The sequence below is a fragment of the Ruegeria sp. AM9 genome, assembly GCF_056540565.1.
Window position 1 is genome coordinate 122,055 of sequence record NZ_JBQFWY010000009.1, and the last position, 17,636, is coordinate 139,690.

A 17,636-nucleotide genomic window follows, 5' to 3' on the forward strand; every position below is an offset into this window, starting at 1 on the left:
CGGTTTTCTGGCCTGCAGATCAGCGACCCTTTGGTCCGGGGACACAGGGTTTTGCAACTGAGATGTATGGACCGGTTTCTCCGGCATGGGTCACCTTTGGGCATGGCGGGGTTTCTGCGTTGCTCATGGTTAACGCCCAAATTTGCCGGGATCGTGGCCTAAACCGGGCCAAGCGGTGCCGACTCACGGGGCCAACTGCGTCCTGAGTTGCAGCAGCCCCGGATCGTCCGGCAGCACCTTCAACCCCTCTTGCAGCGCGCCCCGCGCGGCATCCGGACCATTGTTGATCTGTGCCAGTTGCACCAACATGGGCCACGCCTCGGCCCGTTGCGGGTCCAGGGTAACAACCTCTCGAAAGGCGCGCTCAGCGGCCGGGGCGTTGCGGAAGGTCAGGGCCATGCCGCCCAGAACAAGGTGGGTTTCAGGGAAATCCAGTCGGTTCGCAATCGCACCCTGCCATTCCTCCATTCCCTGCGCCACCTTCGCCTGCTGTTCCGGGTTCAGGGCCTGGCCAGGTATATTCAGGAACTCCTTGGCGGCCGAGATGCGGACGTTGCGCAATGGGTCAGACAGCAAGGGCTCCAGCCGCCGAACCTGATCCGGCTGGGCGGCCTGACGTTGCAGGACCACCGCATTCGCGCGCACCAGTGGGTCGGTGTCAGACAACAAAGACGCCGTTCTTTTCGCGACATCTGCCGAGCCGAAGGGTTGCAGCAGATAAGCCGCCGTGGCGCGGACGATGCCCGGCTGGGCAGTGTCAGTCGCGATCCCCAGCAACGCACCCGGCGCATCAGCGCGCCCGTCCAGAGCCGCCTGAAACGTGGTCCCATAGTGCGGGGCACGGTGGGCTGAGGCTGGAAACCACTCCTCAATCTGCTGCGCGGCCCAGGCCTGATCCTCGGCCTGATGGCAATCGGTGCAGGCATCTTGGCCCAACCCAAGATCGGGGCGCGGAATACGGAAGCTGTGATCGCGCCGCCCGTCAACACCCATATAGACACGTTCGATCATGTGGCAGGACTTGCACTGCGCGCCCGCGCTGTCTTCCGGATGATGGTGGTGCGCGGGCGTGTCGTAGTCCTTGGCGGTCAGGGTCGGAAAGTCAGGATTGCCCGCCGGTGAGTGGCATTGCGTACAGACCCCGTTTCCGTCCGCCTTCAGCTCGGCACTGTGCGGGTCATGACAGTTCATGCACCCGACGCCTTGCGCGTACATCTTGGATTGCAGGAACGAGCCATAGACATAAACCTCGTCCAAAATCTGCCCGTCCGGGTGATAGAGACCGGGGCGCAGCACCGCCAGATTATAGGCGTCGTGATAAGGCGTTCCGGGGATCGGGTTGCCGTCGCCATGCGCCTCGCGCCGGGAATGGCATCCGGCGCATTGCTGGATTTCGGCCTCGGTCCGGCCCCTGCCCCAGCTCATGGTGAAACCAAATTCGTTCAGATCAGCAGCCAGTGTCTGACCCTGCGTCCAGTCGATATGAGCCGATCCGGGACCGTGGCAGGCCTCGCACCCGACCCCGATCTCAGACTGCGTCGAAGCATAGCTGCGGGTCTGCACCTCGTAGTTTTTTTCATAGCCCGTTGCGTGGCATTCCGCGCAGCGGGCGTTCCAGTTCTTGTAGGGGCCGGTCCAGTGCAGCCCATCATCAGGCGGCAGGTCCTGATCGGGATAGAGGTGGAACCACTGTCGGGCCTCGGTATCCCAGACGACATCGAAACTCTGTAACCGGCCGGGTTCGGTTTCGAACAAGTATTGCTGCAAGGGTGCGATCCCCACGACCGAATGCACGCCGTACTCAGTTGTGACGCCGTCCTTTTCGGTCACGTTGGCCCGCAATCCATCGCTGCTTGTGCTGAATTCGACCGTCATGCCGTCGTGGTCAAACCGGGCTCTGTCAAAATCTGCCGCCACATGCCCGGCCTCAACCTCAGTCCAGGCCAGCGCGTGATGGGAGGTCGCCCACGCCTCGGCCTCGGCGGTGTGGCATTCGATGCATTGATCCGAGCCAACATATTCGGGCATCTGGCCAAAAGCGACTGCAGGCAGGAACATCCAGACAAGAAAAACGGCCCTCACGCTTCAGGTCCGTCAGCATCGTTCTGCAGGTCCATCAGCGCCCCGTTGTATTCGGCCCCAAGGATCAGGATCGCCGCGCAGAGATACAGAAAGATCAGGGCCGCCATTGCTCCGGCCAACCCTGCATAGGTGGCGCTGTACGAGGCAAACTGCGCAATATAGACAGAAAACCCCCATCCTCCTGCTGCCCACAACGCCAGCGTCAACAGTACGCCGGGTAGAATTTGCCGCAGTTTGTGACGGCCGGTCGGCAGGATCAGATGCGCCAGCACCACGACCCCCACTGGAACACCTACTGTGAAGGTCCAGCGCAAGCGATCCACCGACAACCAATCGGACACGTTCACATCAGTCTTTTCCGAAACCAACTGCGTATAGACCGGCAGGACGACCTCGACCGCTGCTATGATCATGATGGTTATGCCACCGACGACCACCAAACCCAAACAGAGCAGCCGGGTTTTCCAGAACGGCCAGCTGTCGTGATCGTGGTAGGCCTGATTCATCGCCTTGCGCACGGCCAATACCCCGTTCGAGGCAAAAAACACTGCCAGCAAACCGCCCAACGTGATCACGCCCGACCCGGACTCGGCCAGAACCGAGCGAAGCTCGGCCACGATCGGCCCCGCCACATCCTTGGGCCATGCGCCAAAAATCAACTCGATCAATTCGTTGGTGACATAATCTTGGGACAGTGATCCCGCCAGCGCCACGGTGAACAGGGCAAAGGGAAACAGCGCCAGCATCAGCGACATGGCGACGTGGCTGCTCATGACAAAGCCGTTCTTGGCGTCGAAACGGGTCACGGCCACCCAGAGCGCCTGAACGGGCCGGCCAAAGAAGGGAATCACGCGGGCATTCATCCCCAAAGCCTAACCCGCCTGCCCCAACCACTGAACCGGCAAATCCATATGCTGCGCAAATAATCTCTGACAAACATTTGGGCGCATTGCATAATCCGGCCCTGCTGTGCAGGATCGGATACAAGCGCAATTCTCAGGACGAGCCAACGCATGACACCGGGCCAAGACGATATCGTGAAGCCGACAAAGCTCAAGCTGTCCGTTGTTCGGGATGTGTCGATTGTGACGACACTTGTGGTTCTGGGCCTATACGCCGGGGCCGCGTTTCTGATCCCGTTGACGATGGCCCTGCTGATCAATGTCCTGATCATCGCGCTTAGCGACAGGATCATCGCCCTGACCCGGATGCCGGTCTGGTTGGCGAATGTTGCGGGTGTCACGGTGGTTTTGGCCGGCTTATTCGTGATCATGTATATTCTGGGCAGTCAGGCAACCCAGTTTGCCCGCACGATCGGCACCTACGAAAGCCAGTTCGATGCCGCAGTCAATCGCGTCACCGGTTTGGTGGGCAATGACGTAACCAAGTTCATCCGCGATAACCTGATCAATATCGACATGTCCTATGTCGCACGCATCCTTCTGGGTAGCGCCACGTCATTGCTGAACCAGTTCTTTCTGATCAGCCTCTATGTCGCCTTCCTGATGGCCGAGCGTCTGGCCTTTCGCAAAAAGATCCAGCTGGCCGCCGGTGACCCGAAAACTGGCATCGAGTTCGCCTCAATCCTGGATGCGATCACGTTCAGCCTGCAACGCTATGTCGGGGTGAAAACCCTGATCAGCCTGATCACGGCGGGCATCAGCTATTCGGTGTTCAAGCTGCTGGGGCTGGAGTTTGCCGAAACCTGGGCCGTGCTGACCTTTGCGCTGAACTTCATTCCGTCCATCGGGTCGATCATCGCGGTGATCTTCCCGTCAATGATTGCGCTGGTTCAGTTCGACAGCATCGGCCCGTTCCTGATCATCGTGCTGGGTTGTGGCACCATCCAATTCCTGATCGGCAATTTTCTGGACCCTGCCCTGCTGGGCCGGTCGCTGAACATGTCGACCTTTCTGGTCATTCTGGCGCTGATGTTCTGGACCACGATCTGGGGCCTGATCGGAGCTTTCCTGAGCGTCCCCCTGACCGTCTGCATCCTGATCGTCTTCAGCCATATTCCCGCCCTGCGCCCGGTTGCGATCCTGATGTCGCTGGACGGCCGGTTGGGCGAGGAAAACAGCCCGCGCATAGCACGCTAGACGATGCAGCGCCCCCTGTTCATCGGATCGGAAATCTATCGCAACTCGACCTATGGCTCGAAACACCCTCTGGCCATTCCGCGCGTCTCTACCGTCATTGATCTGTGCAGGGCGCAGGGGTGGTTGTCGTCATCGAACTACCGGGTCAGCCCCTGCGCGAAACCTTCAGCATTGGCGGCGTTTCACACAGCGGACTATATCGCGGCCCTGCAACAGGCCGAGAGGGATCAGGCGGTGTCCGACGAGACACGGGAAAAATACGCGCTGGGCACCCTGTCGAACCCCGTATTCCCCGAGATGTACCGCCGCCCGGCCACGGCCGCCGGTGGATCGATGTTGGGGGCAGAGTTGATCCGGGATGGCGGAATTGTCTTTAACCCCGCAGGTGGCACGCATCATGGGCTTGCCAACCGGGCAAACGGCTTTTGCTATCTGAACGATCCGGTGTTGGCGATCCTGACCCTGCTGAATGCCGGTCTCGACCGGATCGTTTATGTGGATATCGACGCCCATCACTGCGATGGTGTCGAGACCGCCTTCCGCGGGTCAACAAAGGTGCGGATGATCTCGATGCACGAAGGGTCCCGCTGGCCGTTCAGCGGCACTCTGGACGACGATGCGGGCGGGGCGGCATTCAACCTTCCTGTTGCGCGCAACCTCAATGATGATGAGTTCAACGCCATCCTCGACCAGTTGATCCTGCCCGCGACCGCCTCCTTTGACCCGCAGGCCATTGTGTTGCAATGCGGCGCGGATGCGGTGGCCGAGGACCCGCTGTCTCGGCTGACCCTGTCCAACAACGCGCATTGGCGTGCCGTTACCTCTCTGCGCGATATGGCCCCCCGTCTGCTGGTTCTGGGAGGTGGTGGTTATAACCCTTGGTCCGTCGCGCGGCTGTGGACCGGCGTTTGGGCGACTTTGAACAAGACCGCCATACCCGACCTGTTGAATGACGAGGCACAATCGGTGCTTGGTGACCTGACATGGAACCGCGCGGCCGGCAAACAACCGCCCCGTCACTGGCTCGTAACTCTGCGCGATACGCCGAACCAGGGGGAAATTCGCCCCGAACTGCGCGCCGATCTGCACCATATCGCGGAACGGATTTCATAGTGGATCGGACACGGCAAGGCTGTTAACGTCCGATCATTACTGCACATTCCATCTCATCTCGCCCCGGCGCACCCCGCCATGTCCTTCCCGACGTCCGGCCACGATTGGACCAAATAGATGAATGCACTTAATCAGATACTTGATCTTAAAGCCCGCATGGGTCAGGCGATTATCGGTCAGACCGAGGTGATCGACCGGCTGCTCATCGGATTGTTGGCTAACGGCAATCTGCTGATCGAGGGCTTGCCCGGTCTGGCAAAAACCCGTGCTGTCAAGGCCATGGCGCGCAATCTGGACGCCAGTTTCAGCAGGATACAGTTCACGCCGGACCTGCTGCCCTCGGACGTCACCGGAACCGAAGTGTTCCAGCAAACCGGCAACGGCGGCACCTTTCGCTTCAACTCCGGCCCGATCTTTGCCAACCTCGTTCTGGCCGACGAGATCAACCGCGCACCGGCCAAGGTTCAGGCTGCGTTGCTGGAAGCGATGGCGGAACGGCAGGTCGAAGACGAGGTTGAAGTGACCCGTCTGGTGCGCGGTGAACAGATCGCCGCCGGATCCGGCACGACGGTCAGTATGCCGACGCCAATCCCGCAGGACGCCGTGTTTCAGGCCTGATCAGAGATCGGCCAGATCCACGTGCCCGACGCTATGGACCGATATATGGCAGACCTCGTGCAAGCCACCAGAACGCCCGAGAAGTACAGCGAAGAGCTTGCCAGTTAGATTTAAATCGTTGCCATCCTGCGCGCATCACTAACGCTGGACAAATGCGGGCGAACCCACGCCTGGATGAATGAACGCGATTACGTTGACCCGGCGGATGTACGCGCCATCGCCCATGACGTCTTTCGCCACCGCATCACGCTCAGCTTTGAGGCGCAGGGCAGCGCCAAATCGGCGGATGATGTGATAGCGGAAATCCTGCATCTTTGCGGTCCTGTTTGTGCTGGACGATCTCGACCCATCGCAGCTTGCAGAGTTTCGGACCGCAAAGACGCAGGTTTTCTTTCGTACCATGCTCCCCGACGGTGGCGAGATTGTGCAGTTGCGTAATCTGAAGAACGCCGTCGTGGTTCCGTTTTCCACTGGTGACAGGGATATCGCTCGGCTGCAGCGGCAAATCCAAACAGCTTATGTGGATGCCTTGGATGAAGATGATCGTCTGGATTGGCAGGACCGAGGCTGGGTGTTGGCATGGCCTGCGGCGCTGCTAACGCTGCTCTGGTTCCGGCGGGGCTGGGTGATCCGGTGGGCCTTGTTGGGATTGTTCCTGATACAGCCCGCAGGCCCCGCGCGTGCAGAAGGTTGGCGCGATTGGTTCCTTACCCCGGATCAACAGGGTCAAATTGCAATGAACCAAAAACGCTATGCGGACGCCGCCGAGTTGTTTGAGGATCCCTATTACGAAGGCTATGCGAGATTGAAAGCAGACCAATATGCCTTCCCCTCCGGCCTTTCCTGCGTTTGAACAGGAAAATCTGCTGGTGCGACTGCCCGAGCGCGCCTCGGGTCCTATCAGCGAGACTGTGAACGGAGAGACATGGTCCGGTGTTCAGCGGAGCTATCGAATTTACCCGTTGGTGCCAGGAGTGATCGAGTTTCACGCCCAGGACATGACGGTCACTTTTGCAGACCCGGAAACGAACAATCCGACCCAGATTTCCGTTTCGCTGCCGCCGATCAAGGTGAACTCTGTGATCCCTGATGGCGCGCGCGATTTGAATCCGCTGATCATCGCGACAGGTTTTGACCTGGAACAAGAAATCGAAGGCCCAACCGAAATGCAGGCTGGCGATGCCGTCACACGGCGGTTGACGGCGCGTATTTCAGGTACAAGCCCAATCCTGATACCGCAATTAATCCCAGAAAATCAGGATCCTTTACTGCGAGCTTATCCCAAAGAGCCACGATTCTCAGAAACAGAGGATCGGGGTATCCTGTCAGGCAAACGTATTGATGAAACAGTTTACCTCGCGCAAGACGGAGGTGAAGTTCAGCTGCCGTCGGTTTCGTTGCAATGGTTCAACCTGACGACGAACAGCGTAGAAACCGTGAATGTCGGCGCCGTGGACCTGAAGCTTACCGCCCCGAAATCCGGGCCTCCGTCCCCGGAGACCCTGATCAGGTATCTGTTTTGGGCTGCCGCGACCGTCGTCGTTGTTTGGGCCGTTATGCGGTGGTCGATGCCGCGATATCGAAGCTGGAAGGACGCACGTAACCAAGCCTACCATGCGTCAGCGAAATATGCCCTCGTGCAATTGCGCGAGGCGCTGCTTGATCAGGACCTGCCCGCTGCGTATTCCGCGCTGGAAATCTGGAAGCGGCGCTGTGAAGTCCCGCAAGGGTACGGCGAACTTGAAGCGTGTCTACTTCAGATTGGCTCCGCACAGTATGCATTTGTTAAAGATAAGAAAAAAGCAGATTGGCGCAGAGCCGTTTCCGCGCTGGACGCTCTAATGGCCGCCCCAGGAAAACATGCGAAGACGCTTCCGCCGCTGAACCCCTGACCCTCAGGTCTGGCAACTGGCAATCAACGCCTGCCGGTCCTTTAACCGCACACGCCCGTAGCCGAGTTCGATCAGGTCCAGATCTGCAAGACGGTGCAGGCTGCGGTGTAATGTGGGTTGCGACACGGCGATCATCTCGGCCAGCTCATCTTGCGACACCACGATCCAACCATCGGATTTTGACGTCCCCTCATCCAGATGAAGCAGCCGCAGAACCAGCCGTTTTTCACTGCCGGTCACCGCGAGGTTGGCCATTATTCGCAGCGCGGTCTGCATATTCTCCTGCGTCAGCGCATAAAACTCGTGGATATAAGCGGGATTGGCCTGAACCAGCTTGGCGATACGCGAGTGCGGAAAGAACAGGGCTTGTGTCTCTTGCGTGGTGACGACGCTGATCAGCCGAGGGGTGTCCGCGAAAAGAGCCAGATCCCCGATCCAGAACCCGGCACCCTCGCGGTGAATGACGAATTCCTGCCCATCATCCGCCGGTGCGGTGATCTGAACACCGCCGCTGAGGACGGCAAATATTCCGTTTGCCGGGTCTCCGTGGTGATACAGCGCTTCCCACGGCTCATAGGTTTTTGCCGACCCGCATACCATCAAATCGCGCTGAAACGCGTCCGAGCGCTTGCTGAACCACCCGGCCTCCTGCAAGAGTTTCAGATTATGTGCTTTGTCAAACATTAGAATTTTTCAATATCATCATATGATGAGTTTTCAATCCCGCAGATCGCCTAACCTGACCGCATTCGAATCCCGGATGGGTGGAGCTTGGGCGTTCAGATTTCGACATTTTTCCGAACCGCATTGGCTTAATTCTCCAGCCATCAAGCTAATACACACCTGCCGGATCCGCAGAGTCTTACAGATCAGGAGCTTACAATGTCACCACCACGTTCGATTGCATACAGGTGGCGCACCGAGTTGCGTCGTATTGCCGTGGCTACCGTCGCCGTTGCGTTGGCACTTCCCGCTTGGGCGCAAGACCAGAAACCCAACATTCTGGTCATCTGGGGTGACGATATCGGACAGTCCAACATCTCGGCCTATACGATGGGCCTGATGGGCTATCAGACGCCAAATATCGACCGCGTCGCCAAGGAAGGCATGATTTTCACCGATTACTATGGCGAACAATCCTGTACCGCCGGCCGTTCGTCCTACATCATGGGGCAATCGGTGTTCCGGACCGGCCTGTCCAAGGTGGGTCTGCCCGGCGCCGATCTGGGGATGCAGGTCGAAGATCCGACCATCGCCGGCCTGCTGAAGGACCACGGCTATGTCACCGGTCAATTCGGCAAGAACCACCTGGGCGATAAAGATGAGCATCTTCCGACAAACCACGGATTTGATGAGTTTTTTGGAAACCTCTACCACCTGAATGCCGAGGAAGAACCTGAAAACGAAGACTACCCCGGAGATGCGGTTCTGCCAGACGGGCGCACCTTCCGCGAGGCCTATGGTCCACGCGGCGTGATAAAGTCCAAGGCCGACGGCACCATCGAAGATACCGGCCCCCTGACCCGCAAACGCATGGAGACGGTAGACGAAGAAACCGTCGCTGCGGCCATCGACTTCATCAAGCGTGCCCATGAACAAGGCCAGCCCTTCTATGTCTGGTGGAACGGCACCCGGATGCACTTCCGCACCCACGTCAAGGATGAGATGCGCGCTCAGGCGAACGAGATATTCGGTGGCAGCGCCGACGAATACACCGCAGGCATGATCGAACATGACATGCATGTGGGCCAGTTGCTGGACCTGCTGGATGAGCTCGGCATTGCCGACAATACCATCGTTCACTACTCCACCGACAACGGACCGCATATGAACACGTGGCCGGACGCCGCGGCGACGCCGTTCTGGGGTGAAAAGAACACCAACTGGGAAGGCGGCTGGCGCGTTCCGTCGATGGTACGCTGGCCGGGCCAGATCGAGGCCGGATCGGTCACCAACGAGATCGTGCACCATATGGACTGGCTGCCGACTTACCTTGCTGTTGCCGGTGACCCGGACATCAAGGAAAAGCTGAAGGCCGGTTACAACTCGTCAGGCATGGGCCGCGACTACAAGGTGCATCTGGACGGCTACAACATCCTGCCCCTGCTGACCGGCGAAACTACGGAAAGCCCGCGTCGCGAGATCTTCTATTTCTCGGATGACGGTGACCTGACTGCTTTGCGCTTTGATGACTGGAAGCTGATTTTCCTCGAGCAGAAGGCATGGGCCACCCTGCGGGCCTGGATCGAACCCTGGACCGAACTGCGCATACCGCTGATCGTGAACCTGCGCCGCGACCCCTATGAGCGGGCCTACCGGACGTCCAACACCTATTACGACTGGCTGTTGGACCGGGCCTATTTCCTGGTACCCGCGCAGCAATATGTCGGCAGCTTCCTGGAAACCTTCCAGGAATTTCCGCCGCGCCAAAAGGCTGCCAGCTTCAACCTGGACCAGGTGATGGAGAAACTGTCCTCGCCTACCAACAACTGACCCCCTCAGAAAGCGAAGGGCCGCTCGTCAAACGGCGGCCCTTTACCGATTGAAAACAGGGAATTTATCATGAGGAACTCAGTTCTTTCAGCCGCACTTGTCATCGCTCCGATGGCCGTGTTCGCGGACCCTCTGCCCAGTTGGAGCACGTCCGCGTCCAAGGACAGGATCATTGAATTTGTCGAGGCCGTCACTGATCCGAACGGAGCCGACTACGTCACGCCGGCCGCGCGGGTGGCGGTGTTCGACAATGATGGGACACTATGGGCAGAACAACCCGTCTATTTCCAACTGACTTTCGCCATGGACCGGCTTGCCGAACTGGCCAAGGCTGACCCCTCGGTCCTGGCGACACCGACGCTGGAAGCAGCGGCACAAGGTGATCTGCAGGCTGTCGTCGAAGGCGGCCACGATGCCTTGATCGAGGTTCTGAACGCCTCGCATTCCGGCATCAGCGTCGAAGAATTCCAGGCGTCCGTTGCCGAGTGGCTGGATACCGCACGTCACCCCGATACCGGTCTGCCCTATAATCAGATGACCTATCAGCCGATGGTGGAACTTTTGCGCTATCTCAGAGATGAAGGTTTCCGCACCTATATCGTCTCGGGCGGTGGTCTGCATTTCATGCGCGTTTTTGCCGAAGGTGCCTATGGCATTCCGCCCGAGCAAATTTTGGGCACCTATGCCGACACGACCTATGAAACGGCCGAGGGCACACCCACGATCACCAAGGCCCCCGGCATCGCCTTTGTCGATGACAAGGAGGGCAAGCCGATCAACATTGAACGCACAATCGGCAGGCGCCCTATTCTGGCCGGCGGCAACTCGGACGGAGATTTCGCAATGTTGGAATGGACCACCGCAGGTGATGGCCCGCGTCTGGGCGTTCTGATCCATCACACCGATGCCGAGCGCGAATGGGCCTATGACCGCGAAAGCCCGATTGGAAAACTGGTCGACGGGTTGGATAAAGGCCCCGACATGGGCTGGGTCATTGTTGATATGGCGCAAGACTGGGATCGCATCTACACTGGAGCCGAATAAGGCACTCAGAGACCGATAACCCCATGTGGACACTGCTTGTTTCCGCGTTCGTCTTCTTTCTGTATGTGACGGCCGCGGTGTTTTCGATACGGGCGGCCCAAACCGCCCGCACGCCGCAAGGGGCCGTCGGGTGGGTGGTCCTTTTGATCTCGGTCCCGTTTGTGGGGGTGCCGCTGTATCTGTTTCTGGGACACCACCGCTTCCGGGGCTATCGCATCGCTCGCAAGCACAGCGAGCGGGTTGTCGAGGGCATCAAGACATTCGCGGATTTCTCGCAACCTGACCCCGAGTTGATGCCCATCAACCCGCGCCCGTTCGAGGCGCTGGCGCATCTGCCGGTCTCACGCGGGAACGGAGCGGAACTGTTGATCGACGGGCAAGCGACCTTCGACTCCATTTTCCAGGCTATCGATGCGGCGCGGAATTACGTCCTGATCCAGTTTTACATCGTGCGAGATGACGCGCTGGGAAAACAGCTCAAGGAAAAGCTGATCGCCGCCACCAAACGCGGTGTGTCGGTGCGCTTCATGACCGATGCGGTAGGCAGCTATGGCCTGCCGACAGCCTATCTGGACGAACTGCGCGCCGCCGGGATCGAGATCGCCAATCCGCGCGACCGTCGCGGGCCGCAATACCGCTTTCAGCTGAATTACCGCAATCACCGCAAGACCGTGATCATTGACGGTGAGACGGGCTTTATCGGCGGGCACAACGTAGGTGTGGAATACCTCGGCCAAGACGCGCATTTCGGCCATTGGCGTGACACGCATATCAGGATGACCGGCCATATCGTCCGTCAGTTGCAGCTGATTTTCACCGAAGACTGGCATTGGGCGCATGGAGAGGACCTGATCGAACAACTGGACTGGGCCGGATCAGAGTCCGAGCAGGACATGAACGCCCTGATCGTTGCGACTGGCCCCGGCGACGACACCGAAACCGGCGCGATGATGTTCTTTGCTGCCATTACCGAAGCGAGGGAAAGGCTGTGGATCGCCTCGCCCTATTTCGTGCCTGACATCGACATCATGACCGCGCTGCAACACGCCGCGCTGCGTGGCGTGGATGTGCGCATTCTGGTGCCGGACGTGATTGACCACCGTCTGCCCTGGCTGGCCGCCTTCGCCTATTTTGACGAGGTCAGGGAATGCGGCGCGCGGGTGTTCCGCTACACCGACGGTTTCATGCACCAGAAGGCCTTTGTGGTCGACGACACGCTAGCGGCGGTTGGGACCACCAATCTGGACAATCGCTCTTTCCGTCTGAATTTCGAAGCAATGGCCCTGTTCTTTGACCAAGGCGCCGCGCAGGCGGTGGACAAGATGCTGCGGGCCGATTTCGAAAAATGCTATGAGCTGACCAAAAAACTGCCCGACCAACCGGCCTATATCCGGTTTGGGTCACCGCTTGCACGGCTGTTCGCGCCGATCCTCTAGGACATAAGCTCTTCTTTGAAGACCTGCGTCATCAGCGCGACCATAAAGGCAGTGGATAACCCGAAGGCCAACAGTCCTGTGACCGAGGCAAAAGCGCCGAATATGCGCAGCGGCTCGCCCAGAACGATGTCGCCGTAGCCCAGTGTCGTGAATGTCACCAACGAGAAATACAGCGCTGAGTTCCAGTCAGGCAGCACATCCCCCAGCACCCAGACAACAGCCCACAGCCAGACCTGAAACGTGTGGATCATGACGATAAAAACGAGGGCGATACAGATCGGGGCGGCGATCGAAACGAACCTTTTGCTGTTTTCCAATCGCAGGGACGCACCCCGTACAACCTGCGTGCACCACGTCAGAAGTATGATCTCGATCAGAAAGCAGATGCCCAGATAGATACTGCCCCAAAGGATCTGCTGCGTTAACGTCATCAATTCGCTTATCATGTTTCGGCCTGAAGAAGTTCCACCACAATGGCGACTTAACCGAAAAAGGACAAGGCTGCGGCGAATGGAAACGAATGCGGTTGGGTGCTGGACTCTGCCGCATGGCGGCGCACATTGTTGCGGGCACAGTCCGAGGTTTTTTGCATGTTGCTGACGATCGACAAGGTCCAGAAATCCTATCCGGGTGGACGACCGGTTTTGCGGGACGTGTCGCTGACCCTCGATCAGGGACAGACGCTGGCCCTGACCGGAGAAAGCGGCAGCGGCAAAAGCACGCTGCTCAACCTGGCAGCGGCATTGGACAGTTTCGACGACGGAGAGATCACGCTGGACGGCACCGCCCTGTCACCACTGGATGACGCGGGGCGCGCCGCGCTGCGCCGCCAAAGCGTTTCGCTGGTGTTTCAGCAATTCAACCTGATCCCCTCATTGACCGTCGCGCAGAACCTTTCGTTTCACGCCCGGCTGTCTGGCCGCGAGGACATCGATTGGACCGCGCAGTTGACGGAAAGGCTGGGCCTGTCCGGCTTGCTCAACCGCTTCCCCGAGAGCCTTTCGGGCGGACAGCAGCAGCGCGTCGCCATTGGGCGCGCCATGGCGGCGCGGCCGAAACTGCTGCTGGCGGATGAACCCACCGGCAATCTGGACGAAACCGCCAGCGCCAATGTGCTGGACCTTATGCTTGCGCTGGTGGCCGATACCGGGGCCGCGTTGCTGTTGGTCACACATTCGCAGAACATCGCCGGGCGGCTGGACCAGCACGCGCATCTGGCGGGTGGTCACATCACATGACCGGCGCGGTCATACAGGCCCTGCTGTCGCATTGGCGGCGTCACAAGCTGCAACTGGCGACTCTGCTGGTCGGAATTGCGCTGGCAACGGGTCTGTGGTCCGCCGTACAGGCGATCAATGCCGAGGCACGCGCCAGCTATCAGCGCGCCAGTGATCAGCTTGCGCTGGGTCTGCATGACGAATTGCGTAACCCGTCCGGCCCGATCCCGATTGCGCGCTATGTCGCGCTGCGCCGTGCCGGGTGGCAAGTGGCGGCGGTTCTGGAAGGCCCCCTGCGCCTGAACGGACGCACCGTGCAGTTGATGGGCGTCGATATGGTGTCCTACCCCGCCCTGCCCGCCGTGACGCAGATCGAACGTTCCCAATCCCCCCCCGATCCGGCCGACATGCTGACCGCACCCGGCCGTCTGCTGTCATCCCCGGAACTTGCCGAGGTGCTGAGAGCGCAGGACGGTCTGCCCCCGATCCTTCAGTCTGAAGCCGTCCCGCCCGACCTGATCCTTACCGATATCGGCGTGGCTGAGACACTGTTGGAAAAACCCGGCCAGATTTCCCGCCTGCTGGTGTTACCAGATCAGCCGCGCGGCATTCCTTCGCTATCTGAGATTGCACCTGAACTGGAGCGCGTTGAGGCCTCCTCCCGGCTGGATGCAGCCCAGTTGACGGACAGTTTTCACCTGAACCTGACGGCCTTTGGCCTGCTGTCCTTTGCGGTCGGGCTGTTCATCGTCCACGGGACTGTCGGGCTGGCCTTTGCGCAGCGGCGGGCAGTGATCCGAACCTTGCGGGCTCTGGGTGTTTCGATGCGACGGCTGGTCTGGATGATCATGGCTGAACTGACCCTGCTGGCCCTGATCGGCGGCCTGTTGGGATTGATCCTTGGCTTCTTTCTGGCCGGAGCCTTGCTGCCTGACGTCGCCGCCACCCTGCGCGGTCTATACGGCGCGCCGGTCGACGGGCAGATCACTTTGCAACCGCAATGGGCTCTGGCTGGGCTGGCGATGGCCTTGGCAGGTACGCTGCTGGCCAGCGGTCAGGCCCTTTTTCGCCTGTCGCGTATGCCCTTGCTGGCAGGGGCTGGCCTGCAATCCTGGCGAGGCTCGCAAGACGGGCACCGCACAGCCGGGCTGATCGGGCTGGTCCTGATCGCGGGCGGCATTGCCATCGGATATACGGTCGACGGGCTGATCGCAGGGTTTGCGATGGTGGGCGGCATCCTGACCGGAGCCGCCCTGATCCTTCCCTATGTTCTGTCGCTTTCCTTGTCGGCCTTCCAGCGCAGCGCAAACGGGCCAGTCGCGCAATGGGTCTGGGCCGATATGCAAGCACAGTTGCCCGGCCTGTCGCTTGCCCTGATGGCGCTGTTGCTGGCCCTGGCGGCGAATATCGGCGTTGGTACCATGGTGTCCAGCTTTCGGCTGACCTTCACCGGCTGGCTGGATCAACGCCTGACCTCCGAGCTTTATGTGACCGCCACCGACAACCAGCAAGGCCAGCAGATCGCGCAATGGCTCGACCCGCAGGTGGACGCGGTACTGCCGATCCGCAGCATTGAACTGGTGCACGAAACGGGGCCGCTGTTCCTGTACGGGATCGTGGATCACCAAACCTATCGCGATCACTGGCCGATCATCGCATCCTCGGACAGCACGTGGGATCGGGTTCAATCAGGCGAGGCCGTGCTGATCAACGAACAACTCGCCCGGCGCGCGAACTTGTGGCCCGGCGATACGCTGACCCTCAAAGAAGGCCATACCCTGACCATTGCGGGCGTCTATTCGGATTACGGAAACCCGACCGGACAGGCCATCGTGTCGATGTCCCAACTGGACCGGATCGCGCCGGGGGCTGACACGCGCAGGTTCGGTATTCGTATCGCCCCGGAGCGTGCCACAGAGATGGCACAAGCCCTGCGGGATCAGTTCGAATTGCCACGTCAGGCGGTCGTTCAGCAAGCGGCGATGAAGGCGCAATCGCTGGCGATCTTTGACAAGACCTTTGTGGTGACATCAGCGCTGAACGTCCTGACGCTGGGCGTCGCCGGGTTCGCCATCCTGACCAGCCTGCTGACCCTGTGGACCCAGCGCCTGCCGCAGATTGCGCCGGTCTGGGCGCTGGGACTGACGCGGGCAAAGCTGGCGCGGCTGGAGCTTTTGCGCAGCGTGTTGCTGGCTGCGTTGACGGCAGCGCTCGCCCTGCCTCTGGGTCTGGTTCTGGCATGGGCCTTGCTGGCGGTGATCAACGTGCAGGCCTTTGGCTGGCGGTTGCCGATGTATCTGTTCCCAACCGACTGGGCCTATCTATTCGCTCTGACCTTGCTGGCCGCCTTTATCGCCGCCGCCCTGCCCGCACTGCGTTTGCTTCGTCTGCCGCCTGCCGATTTGTTAAGGGTGTTTGCCAATGAACGTTAAAACATGGCTCTGTGTCCTGTTCCTGCTGCTCCCCTCTGCCCTGCACGCACAGGGTTATGCCGGGCTGGGCGGCTCGGCCGAGGGGTTCGACATCCCGCAACCCGGCTATACGTTCGAATTCCCCCGCGATCACGGCCCACATCCCGGCTTTCGGATCGAATGGTGGTACCTGACCGCAAACCTGACCGATGAGGACGGGCGCGATTACGGCATTCAATGGACGCTGTTCCGATCCGCCTTGAAACCGTTTGAGGCCGAAGGCTGGCAGAGCCCCCAGCTCTGGATGGGTCACGCCGCAGTCACAACGCCTGAAACGCACTATTTCGCCGAACGGCTGTCGCGCGGCGGGATTGGTCAGGCCGGGGTGACCGCCGCCCCATTCGAGGCCTGGATCGACGAGTGGCACATGCGCGGAGCGGACCCTGGCGCGCTGACCCTTTCCGCCAGCGGCGCCGAGTTTGCCTATGATCTGACCTTGAACGCCCAAGGCCCGTTGGTGTTCCACGGAGACGCCGGATACTCGGTCAAATCCGCGGATAGGCAAGCCAGCTATTACTATTCTCAGCCCTTCTACACGGTCGAAGGCGTGCTGCACCTGCCCGAGGGCGATGTTGCGGTCACCGGCAACGGCTGGCTGGACCGCGAATGGTCTTCGCAACCTCTGGCGGCGGATCAAAGCGGTTGGGACTGGTTCTCGCTCAGCTTTGACGACGGAGACAAGCTGATGGCCTTCCGCCTGCGCGGCGGGCGCGGAGACTTTACGGCCGCCACATGGATCACGCCGGACGGAACAGCGACCACGGTGCCGGATGGCTCTGTCTCGTTCACGCCAATGGACACTGCGCGCGTGGCCGGCCGGGACGTCCCCATCCAATGGCACGTCACCCTGCCCGACCGCGATTTGGACGTCGAGGTCTCGGCCATCACCCGCGATGCCTGGATGGGCACAAGCTTCGAGTATTGGGAAGGTCCCGTCATCGTCTCGGGCAGCCACCAAGGGCGCGGATACCTTGAGATGACGGGGTACTGATCTACCTGACCACGTAGACCGAGACGGTTGAGTGTCTGACGACGCGGGCTGCGTTTGGGCCTAGGAGGTAGTCTTTGAGGTCTGGTTTGTGGGCGCCGATGACGATGAGGTCGCTGCCCGCTTCCTTGGCGGTGTGCAGAATCTCCTGATAGGCGGTGCCGGTGGCGACGACGTGGCGGA

General features: G+C 60.1%; 17 protein-coding genes. 12 read left to right on the forward strand and 5 right to left on the reverse strand.

All coding sequences use genetic code 11. The features are described 5' to 3' along the window. Nucleotides 1-183: 183 nt before the first annotated feature. The gene (locus tag ACR0DO_RS15315) at nucleotides 184-2,082 is read right to left on the reverse strand and encodes a multiheme c-type cytochrome (protein ID WP_480559981.1); all 1,899 of its coding nucleotides are present in this window, start codon (nucleotides 2,080-2,082) and stop codon (nucleotides 184-186) included. After that, nucleotides 2,079-2,945 carry a YihY/virulence factor BrkB family protein gene (locus tag ACR0DO_RS15320; RefSeq protein WP_480559983.1) on the reverse strand — a complete coding sequence of 289 codons (867 nt, stop codon included), beginning with the start codon at nucleotides 2,943-2,945 and terminating at the stop codon, nucleotides 2,079-2,081. The genes ACR0DO_RS15315 and ACR0DO_RS15320 overlap by 4 nt, the downstream gene beginning before the upstream one ends. Nucleotides 2,946-3,095: 150 nt before the next feature. Between ACR0DO_RS15320 and ACR0DO_RS15325 the strand changes: the two genes are divergently transcribed. The 6 genes from ACR0DO_RS15325 to ACR0DO_RS15350 all read left to right on the forward strand — a co-directional run bounded on the left by ACR0DO_RS15325 (nucleotide 3,096) and on the right by ACR0DO_RS15350 (nucleotide 7,804). Next, nucleotides 3,096-4,181, forward strand: a complete 1,086-nt coding sequence (locus ACR0DO_RS15325) for an AI-2E family transporter (RefSeq protein ID WP_480559985.1) — start codon at nucleotides 3,096-3,098, stop codon at nucleotides 4,179-4,181. 3 nt (nucleotides 4,182-4,184) lie between these two features. Next, a complete protein-coding gene (locus ACR0DO_RS15330) occupies nucleotides 4,185-5,294 on the forward strand; it encodes an acetoin utilization protein AcuC (RefSeq protein WP_480559987.1) in 1,110 nt (369 codons plus the stop codon). A gap of 117 nt (nucleotides 5,295-5,411) precedes the next feature. Next, the gene (locus ACR0DO_RS15335) at nucleotides 5,412-5,912 is read left to right on the forward strand and encodes an AAA family ATPase (RefSeq protein ID WP_480559989.1); all 501 of its coding nucleotides are present in this window, start codon (nucleotides 5,412-5,414) and stop codon (nucleotides 5,910-5,912) included. Nucleotides 5,913-6,086: 174 nt separating this feature from the next. Next, nucleotides 6,087-6,350, forward strand: a complete 264-nt coding sequence (locus tag ACR0DO_RS15340) for a hypothetical protein (protein ID WP_480559991.1) — start codon at nucleotides 6,087-6,089, stop codon at nucleotides 6,348-6,350. Beyond that, nucleotides 6,241-6,765, forward strand: a complete 525-nt coding sequence (locus ACR0DO_RS15345; protein ID WP_480559993.1) for a hypothetical protein — start codon at nucleotides 6,241-6,243, stop codon at nucleotides 6,763-6,765. Before ACR0DO_RS15340 ends, ACR0DO_RS15345 begins: the two co-directional genes overlap by 110 nt. Beyond that, nucleotides 6,734-7,804 carry a hypothetical protein gene (locus tag ACR0DO_RS15350; RefSeq protein WP_480559995.1) on the forward strand — a complete coding sequence of 357 codons (1,071 nt, stop codon included), beginning with the start codon at nucleotides 6,734-6,736 and terminating at the stop codon, nucleotides 7,802-7,804. Before ACR0DO_RS15345 ends, ACR0DO_RS15350 begins: the two co-directional genes overlap by 32 nt. A gap of 3 nt (nucleotides 7,805-7,807) precedes the next feature. Here ACR0DO_RS15350 and ACR0DO_RS15355 read toward each other — a convergent pair whose 3' ends face one another. Next, on the reverse strand, nucleotides 7,808-8,488 hold the full coding sequence (locus tag ACR0DO_RS15355; protein ID WP_480559997.1) for a Crp/Fnr family transcriptional regulator: 681 nt from the start codon (nucleotides 8,486-8,488) through the stop codon (nucleotides 7,808-7,810). Between the two features lie 198 nt (nucleotides 8,489-8,686). Between ACR0DO_RS15355 and ACR0DO_RS15360 the strand changes: the two genes are divergently transcribed. The 3 genes from ACR0DO_RS15360 to cls all read left to right on the forward strand — a co-directional run bounded on the left by ACR0DO_RS15360 (nucleotide 8,687) and on the right by cls (nucleotide 12,777). Further along, nucleotides 8,687-10,297 (forward strand): arylsulfatase, encoded by a 1,611-nt coding sequence (locus ACR0DO_RS15360; RefSeq protein ID WP_480559999.1) that lies wholly within the window; start codon nucleotides 8,687-8,689, stop codon nucleotides 10,295-10,297. 69 nt (nucleotides 10,298-10,366) lie between these two features. After that, nucleotides 10,367-11,341, forward strand: a complete 975-nt coding sequence (locus ACR0DO_RS15365; protein WP_480560000.1) for an HAD family hydrolase — start codon at nucleotides 10,367-10,369, stop codon at nucleotides 11,339-11,341. A gap of 23 nt (nucleotides 11,342-11,364) precedes the next feature. Continuing rightward, nucleotides 11,365-12,777 (forward strand): cardiolipin synthase, encoded by a 1,413-nt coding sequence (gene cls, locus ACR0DO_RS15370; protein WP_480560002.1) that lies wholly within the window; start codon nucleotides 11,365-11,367, stop codon nucleotides 12,775-12,777. Here cls and ACR0DO_RS15375 read toward each other — a convergent pair. Further along, complete coding sequence (locus tag ACR0DO_RS15375) at nucleotides 12,774-13,208, reverse strand: ion channel (protein ID WP_480560004.1); 435 nt, start codon at nucleotides 13,206-13,208, stop codon at nucleotides 12,774-12,776. The two genes, cls and ACR0DO_RS15375, sit on opposite strands and share 4 nt — an antisense overlap. A 159-nt stretch (nucleotides 13,209-13,367) precedes the next feature. Here ACR0DO_RS15375 and ACR0DO_RS15380 point away from each other — a divergent pair, with 159 nt between their 5' ends. Genes ACR0DO_RS15380 through ACR0DO_RS15390 form a run of 3 tightly spaced genes read left to right on the forward strand, consistent with a single transcriptional unit; the run spans nucleotide 13,368 to nucleotide 17,456 of the window. Beyond that, complete coding sequence (locus ACR0DO_RS15380; RefSeq protein WP_480560006.1) at nucleotides 13,368-14,015, forward strand: ABC transporter ATP-binding protein; 648 nt, start codon at nucleotides 13,368-13,370, stop codon at nucleotides 14,013-14,015. Next, on the forward strand, nucleotides 14,012-16,426 hold the full coding sequence (locus tag ACR0DO_RS15385; protein WP_480560008.1) for an FtsX-like permease family protein: 2,415 nt from the start codon (nucleotides 14,012-14,014) through the stop codon (nucleotides 16,424-16,426). Before ACR0DO_RS15380 ends, ACR0DO_RS15385 begins: the two co-directional genes overlap by 4 nt. After that, entirely contained in the window at nucleotides 16,416-17,456 is a 1,041-nt protein-coding gene (locus tag ACR0DO_RS15390; protein ID WP_480560010.1) for a lipocalin-like domain-containing protein, read from the forward strand. The genes ACR0DO_RS15385 and ACR0DO_RS15390 overlap by 11 nt, the downstream gene beginning before the upstream one ends. A 1-nt stretch (nucleotide 17,457) precedes the next feature. Here ACR0DO_RS15390 and ACR0DO_RS15395 read toward each other — a convergent pair. Continuing rightward, on the reverse strand, nucleotides 17,458-17,636 hold a 179-nt coding region (locus ACR0DO_RS15395; protein ID WP_480560014.1), incomplete at its 5' end, for a universal stress protein.